Raw genomic sequence first — 6832 nt, 5'->3', positions numbered from 1 at the left:
AAGCATCGGGGCCACGGCCATGGGCTGGCCCAGCTTGCCGCGCAGTCCGTCAAGGTCGCCCCATTGCAGCGCCCGCGAGGGGCACGCGGCCACGCACGCCGGTGGGCGGCCCGCCTCGATCTCGTCACGGCAGAAGTCGCACTTGGTCATGCGGCCCAGCCGCTCCGAATACTGCGGCGCGCCGTAGGGGCAGCCCCACGAGCAGTACTTGCAGCCCACGCATTTCTTCGGGTCCACGCTGACGATGCCGTTCTTGTCCTGGTGCATGGCCGTGGTGGGGCAGGACTGGACGCAGATGGGGTCTTCGCAGTGGTTGCAGGACACCGACAGGTAGTAGCTGAACACGTTCTGGCGGTAGCCTTCCGCCGTGCGCGTCCATTCGCCGCCGGTGCATTCCGTCACCCGCCGCCAGCGCACGCCGGGGTCCAGGTCGTTCTTGTCCTTGCAGGCGATCATGCACGCCTTGCAGCCGGTACACAGCCGCGAGTCGAAGAGAAACGCCGGTCTAGCTGGCATTGGCATGGCTGCCTCCCGAATGTCTGGTCATCTCCACCAGGGTGGTGTGTTGCGGGTTGCCCTTGGCCAGCGGCGAAGGCCGCAGCGAGGTAAGGACGTTGGCGCTGCCGCCGAAGTCCGTGCCGCCCGCGCCCGGCGTGTACCAGGCCCCCTGCGGGATGGAGATGATGCCGGGCATGATGCGCGGCGTCACCTTTACGGGCAGCACCGTGGCGCCCCGGTCGTTGAACACGCGCACCATGTCGCCATGGGCCAGGCCCCGGTCGGCGGCGTCCAGCGGGTTCACCCACACGGTCTGGGGGGCCGCCTCCTTCAGCCACGGCACGTTGCCGTAGGTGGAGTGGGTACGCTGCTTGTAGTGGTGGGTGACCAGTTGCAGCGGATACTTCTTGCGCAGCGGGTCGCCCTGGCCTTCCGTGGCCTCGTCGTATTCCGGCAGCGCGGCGATGCGCTCCCCGGCGGGCAGTTCCCACTTGTGGCCGATGTCCCACAGCCGCTTCGAGAATATCTCGATGCGGCCCGACGGCGTGGCCAGCGGGTTGGCCACCGGATCATCGCGGAAGGCCTTGTACGCCACGAAGGGCTTGCCGGGATTCCTGACCTTGTACACGCCCAGCTTCCAGGCCTCTTCCAGGGTGGCGGGCAGGTCGGGCAGCTTCTGGCGGGCGTCTGTCAGTATCTTCTGGAGCCACTCGTCGCGGGTGCGGCCCTCGGTGTACTGTTCGCGCACGCCAAGGCGTTCGGCGATGTCGGCGCACATGTCGTACACGCTGCGCGACTCGAACAGCGGTTCGATGGCCTTCTGGGCAAAGACCACGTAGCCATCTCCGCCGTGCTGCCCTGGTGGGCGAAGTCGTTCTCCTCCAGGTTGGTCACGGCGGGCAACAGCACGTCGGCAAAGCGCGCGCTGGGGGTCATGAAGTTTTCCACCACCACGATCATCTCGCACGTGGTGTCGTCCGACAGGATCTGCGCGGTGCGGTTGATGTCCGAGTGCTGGTTGATCAGCGCGTTGCCCGCGTAGTTCCAGATGAACTTGACCGGCACGTTCAGTTTGGGCACGCCGCGCACGCCGTCGCGCTCGGCGGTCATTTCCGGGCCGCGCACGATGGCATCGGTCCACAGGAAGAACGAAATACTGGCGGCCACCGGGTTCTTCAGCGTGGGAAAGCCGGGGAAGGGAATGGAATAGCCGCCCTCGCGCGCGCCGGTGTTGCCGCCGGGAATGCCCACGTTGCCGGTCAGCGCGGCCAGCACGGCAATGGCGCGGCAGTTGGTCTCGCCGTTGTGGTGGCGCTGCGGTCCCCAACCCTGGCTGATGCAGCAGGGCTTGGCGGTGCCGATCTCGCGCGCTAGGCGCACGATGGTATCGACGGGCACGCCGCAGATGGCCGAGGCCCAGCCCGGCGTCTTGGCCACGCCGTCCGGCCCCTTGCCCATGATGTACGCCTCGTACGAACTGCCCGCGGGCACGCCCTCGGGCAGGTGCGCCTCGTCGTGGCCCACGCAGTAGGTATCCATGAAGGAACGGTCGGCCATGCCCTCGGCGAACAGCACGTGGGCAATGCCCGCCGCCAGCGCGGCGTCGGTGGCCGGGCGGATGGGAATCCACTCGTCGGCAACCGCCACGGCGGTGTCGGTGTAGCGCGGGTCGATGACGATGACCCGCACGTTGCTTTCACGCTTGGCGCGCTGGATGTCGTAGACCACCCCGCCGCCGCTCATGCGCGTTTCCGCCGGGTTGTTGCCGAACAGCACCACCAGCTTGCTGTTGACGATGTCCGACAGCGCGTTGCCAAGCCCGCCGCCGTACAGGTAGGGCATGCTGGTGGCGATCTGGGCTGTGCTGTACGTGTTGTAGTGGTTCAGGTAGCCGCCGTAGCAGTTCATCAGCCGGGTGATGGGCGTCTGGTCCGTGGGCCACGACTTGGACATGACCGAACCAAGGTTGCCGGTGCCGTAGTTGAGGTAGAACGCCTCGTTGCCGTAGCGTTCCCTGACGTCCTTCATCTTGGCGGCAATGACGTCCAGCGCCTCGTCCCACGTGGCGCGACGGAAGGCGGCCTCGCCGCGCTTGCCGGTGCGCAGCATGGGGTACTTCAGCCGTTCCGGCGCGTACACTCGCTGGCGCATGGCCCGGCCACGCAGGCAGGCGCGAATCTGGTGGGTGCCGTAGTCGTCGGCGCCCAGGTTGTCGGTGTCCATGCGCACGATGGCGCCATCACGCACCATGGCGCGCAGCACGCAACGGCTGCCGCAGTTGACATTGCACGAACTCCAGACAAAGTCCTGCGACTCGCCACTGGCGGCTTCGGCCACGGCGGGGCACAGCCCGGCAAGCCCGCCGGGCAGCATGGCCGCGCCGCCCAGCAGCGCACACCATTTGAGAAAGGTGCGGCGGTCCAGTCCCCGGGCCGCGCAATCTTCCGGCATTCCGGCGGCATGGGCCGGGCTGCCCGATCGGGCGTCGCCAGCTTGTGCCGCTTGCGAATGTTCGAGTTTCATGGACATTCCTCTCTGTTGCGATCAGGACGCGTGCGTGACGCGCGTAAGACGCCTTGGGTGCGGCACGCATGCCGCGCCTTCTTGCACTGCGCCTAACCGGGCTGCCGCCATGCTGCAAAAACGTAGGAAAACAGAGACGGATGTAGGACACATCCTACACGCTTTCCACGCAACGCGTGATCGTGGCAGGGTGGTAAAAACCAGTGCGGTGCCAATGCCACGCCAAGTCGCGCTTCCGTGACTGCCGCGCCAAAACCTGCTAGTGTCTTGCCGCAGGGCGGGTTTTCTACTGCAACGCACTGGTATTTCAGGCTAATACGCCAACACGACTGCGCGCGGACACGCACCCGCAACAACGGGAATGGCATGCGCGCGAACGCCGTTCGACGCAGGCTTTCCCGGTCGGCCCCCGCCGCCGCGCCGTTCACGCAACCCTTGCCTTCACGAGAACCACCACATGCTCATCGGTCCACACACCCACGACGAATTCATGGAAGTGGCGCGCAATTTCCATGGCTATCCGGCACCCGGCCTGATCATCGGCGGCTACATGGTCGAACTGGCCCGCCGGGGCCTGCCGGAAGGCATCCTGTTCGACGCCATTTCCGAGACCGAACAGTGCCTGCCCGACGCGGTGCAGTTGCTGACCCCCTGCACGGTGGGCAACGGCTGGCTGCGCATCATGAACTTCGGCATCTACGCGGTGTCGCTGTTCGACAAGCGCACCGGCGAAGGGGTGCGCGTGCACCTGGATGTGGACAAGATGGGCCCGTGGGGCGAAATCCGCACCTGGTTCCTGAAGCTGAAGCCCAAGAAGGACCAGGACACGCCGCTGTTGCAGGCGCAGATCAAGGAGGCGGGGCCGGACATCCTGACCGCCCGGCCCATCACCGTGCGGCCCGACCGGCTGGGCCACAAGGGCAAGGGACTTGTGGGCCGCTGCCCGCTGTGCGGCGAATATTATCCGGTGTCCTCGGGCGGCATCTGTCGTTCGTGCCAGGGGGAATCGCCCTACCATGCCGGGCCCGGCTTTGCCTTCGAGGGCCAGCCCGCCCTGCGCGCCGTGCCCGTGGCCGAGGCCGTGGGCAAGCGCGCCCTGCACGACATGACCCGCATCGTGCCCGGCGAGCACAAGGACGCGGAGTTCACCGCCGGACAGGAACTGACCGCCGGGGACATCTGCCGCCTGCAGATGATGGGGCGCAATTCCATCTACGTACAGGACGCCGCCGAAGCCGATGACGCCTGGGTGCACGAGGACGAGGCCGCCAAGACCTTCGCGGCCATGCTGGCGGGCGAGGGCGTGGCCATGCTTGCGGACCCGCGCGAGGGCAAGGCCAACCTTACCGCCACCCGCGACGGCCTGCTGATGGTGGACACCGACCGGCTGGAACGCTTCAATCTTGTGCCCGACGTGATGTGCGCCACCCGCCAGGGCTACAGCATGGTGCTGGAAGGCACCAAGGTGGCGGGCACGCGGGCCATTCCGCTGTACCTTTCGCGCGAGAATTTCATCAAGGCCACGGCCATGTTGCAGGACGGCCCGCTGCTTCAGGTGCTGCCCATGCGCGCCGCCAGGATCGGCATCCTGGTCACCGGCACCGAGGTGTTCCAGGGCCTGATCCAGGACAAGTTTGCGCCCATCATCACCCAGAAGGCCCAGCGCCTGAACTGCGAGGTGGTGAAGACCGTGTTCGCCCCCGACGACGCGGCCCTGATCACCCAGGGCGTGCGCGACCTGATTGCCGCCGGAGCTGACCTGGTGGTGACCACCGCCGGGCTGTCCGTGGACCCGGACGACGTGACCCGCAAGGGGCTGATGGACGCGGGCCTTACCGACATGCTGTACGGCCTGCCCATGCTGCCCGGCACCATGAGCCTTGTGGGGCGCATTGCCAGCGAGCAGGCCCCCCACCCCGTGCAGGTGGTGGGCGTGCCCGCCTGCGCGCTGTTCTTCAAGACCACCGCGCTGGACATCCTGCTGCCGCGCCTGCTGGCCGGGGTGGAAATCACCCGGCGCGACCTGGCCAAGCTGGGCGACGGCGGCCTGTGCATGGAATGCAAGAGCTGCACGTATCCGAAGTGCCCGTTCGGCAAGTAGCACCGGGCGGCACCTGTACCGAAAGCGAAACCGGGGCAGCCAGCGCTGCCCCGGTTTTTTCATGCTCCGGCCCCGGCCACGCCCCCGGTGCCGCCACTGCCCGGCTCACCCCGTCCGCACCGTCCATCCGGCGCATCCCCCCACTTGACGCCCCCGGCAAGCCCCCCGATACTCCCCGCATGAGCCGCACCCCACGCCACGCCGCCGTCCGCTTCTGGCGCGATCCGGACCTGCCCGAGGTGGAGGTGCGCCGGTCGAGCTACAACGAGGAAACCTTTCGCCGCCACACCCACGCCGCGTATTCCATCGGCATCATGGACGGCGGAGCCGCCTCGTTCATGCTGGAAGGCGCGCCGCACCGGGCCGTGGCGGGGCAGCTGGTACTCATCGAGCCGGACCGGGTGCACGCCTGCAACCCCGACCGCGACACCTTCTTCGCCTACCGCATGTTCTACGTGGACCCGGCATGGCTGGCTGAACTGGCCGGACAGGCGGAAGGACAGGCGGAACTGGCGACCACCGCCGAGACGCCGGAACACCCCGGCCCGGCCAGGGCGCGGGGCGCATCCGGCGAAAGGACGGAGTCAGGCACAAGGGCGGAATCAGGCGAGCGGGACGAACCCGGCGCGTCCGGTCTCCCCGCCGATTGCCTCCGCCCGGCCACCCTGCCCCGCTTTCGCGCGCCGGTGGTTGACTGCGCGCAGTCCATGGCCGCGTGGTCGGCCCTGTACGATGCGGTGTCGCGCGGCGGCTCGGTGCTGGAAAAGCAGTCGCTGCTGGTGCAGGCGGCGGAACTGCTGCTGGCCCGCCACTGCCTGCCCGTTTCCGGCGCTGGCTCCGCCACGACTCACGCGCCCCCCGCCGAAGCCCCCCCACTCGAAACCGCCGCATCTCTGGAAACCACCGTCATCGTCAAGGCGGTGCGCCGACACCTGCGCGACCACATGGCCGACCCGGTGCGTCTGGACGACCTGGCCCGCCTGGCCGGGCGCAGCCGCTGCCACCTGCTGCGCATGTTCCAGCAGGCCACGGGCCTGCCCCCGCACGCCTACCAGACCCAACTGCGGGTGGAGGCGGCAAAGGGCCTGCTGGCGGCGGGGCACTCCATCAGCCATGTGGCGGCGGAAACCGGCTTTTCCGACCAGAGCCACTTCTCGCGCGTGTTCCGCGACCTGACCGGGGCCACTCCCCGCCAGTACCAACAGGGCGGAGCCGAGGGCGTCGCGCCCGGCACTGCCGATACCACCGGCTCCGTGGTCTGAACCCGCACCGGACCGAACGGACCTTCGCGCTTCCCACCGCCGCAAAATCCTTCCATACGCCAGCGGCCCCCGATGCTAGTGGATGATCCGGCGTTTCCGCACGCCGTCAACCGTCATCCACCAACACGGGATGCCCGCCAGCAGGCACACCCGAAGGCATCCGGTCATCCGATGCCGGTCCGCCCGAAACCGGCCAGGACAGGCCAAAGCCGTGCCCTTCGACCGCGCCTGCCGAACGGCGCATGCCGCACCCCATGGGAGATCACGCATGAACCTCGATGCCACCAAGTTCGCCATCGTGCTCGACGGCGGCCTGCCCGGCGGCGTGGCCGCCAACGCCGCCGCCGTGCTGTCCCTGTCCGTGGGCCGGGCCTTTCCGGAAATCGTCGGCCCCGCCGTCACCGACGGCGACGGGGACGAGCACCCCGGCATCACCCAGTTGCCCATC

At 68.1% G+C, this 6832-nt stretch carries 6 protein-coding genes; 3 read left to right on the top strand and 3 right to left on the bottom strand.

Going from position 1 to position 6832, the window contains the following annotated elements:
* The 3 genes from FVW27_RS04230 to FVW27_RS04225 form a co-directional block, all read right to left on the bottom strand.
* Positions 1-522 (bottom strand): DMSO/selenate family reductase complex B subunit (locus FVW27_RS04230; RefSeq protein ID WP_243838203.1); only part of this gene is annotated, 522 nt, incomplete at its 3' end.
* Positions 506-1276, bottom strand: a complete 771-nt coding sequence (locus tag FVW27_RS20815; RefSeq protein ID WP_243838204.1) for a molybdopterin dinucleotide binding domain-containing protein — start codon at positions 1274-1276, stop codon at positions 506-508. The genes FVW27_RS04230 and FVW27_RS20815, both read right to left, overlap by 17 nt.
* A complete protein-coding gene (locus tag FVW27_RS04225; protein ID WP_243838202.1) occupies positions 1189-3021 on the bottom strand; it encodes a molybdopterin-dependent oxidoreductase in 1833 nt (610 codons plus the stop codon). Before FVW27_RS04225 ends, FVW27_RS20815 begins: the two co-directional genes overlap by 88 nt.
* A gap of 457 nt (positions 3022-3478) precedes the next feature.
* Between FVW27_RS04225 and FVW27_RS04220 the strand changes: the two genes are divergently transcribed.
* The 3 genes from FVW27_RS04220 to FVW27_RS04210 all read left to right on the top strand — a co-directional run.
* Positions 3479-5122 (top strand): FmdE family protein, encoded by a 1644-nt coding sequence (locus tag FVW27_RS04220; RefSeq protein ID WP_167123020.1) that lies wholly within the window; start codon positions 3479-3481, stop codon positions 5120-5122.
* 179 nt (positions 5123-5301) lie between these two features.
* Positions 5302-6384: an AraC family transcriptional regulator gene (locus tag FVW27_RS04215; RefSeq protein WP_167123018.1), complete on the top strand. Its 1083-nt coding sequence runs from the start codon at positions 5302-5304 to the stop codon at positions 6382-6384.
* Positions 6385-6652: 268 nt separating this feature from the next.
* The coding region (locus FVW27_RS04210) for a DUF2000 family protein (RefSeq protein WP_167123016.1) at positions 6653-6832 on the top strand (180 nt) is incomplete at its 3' end.

Origin of the sequence: Nitratidesulfovibrio liaohensis, assembly GCF_011682075.1 — a bacterium.
In the GTDB taxonomy this organism is placed as follows: Bacteria; Desulfobacterota; Desulfovibrionia; order Desulfovibrionales; family Desulfovibrionaceae; genus Cupidesulfovibrio; species Cupidesulfovibrio liaohensis.
The sequence above is the reverse complement of the archived record's forward strand: the minus strand, read 5'-3'. Positions and strand labels throughout refer to the sequence as shown.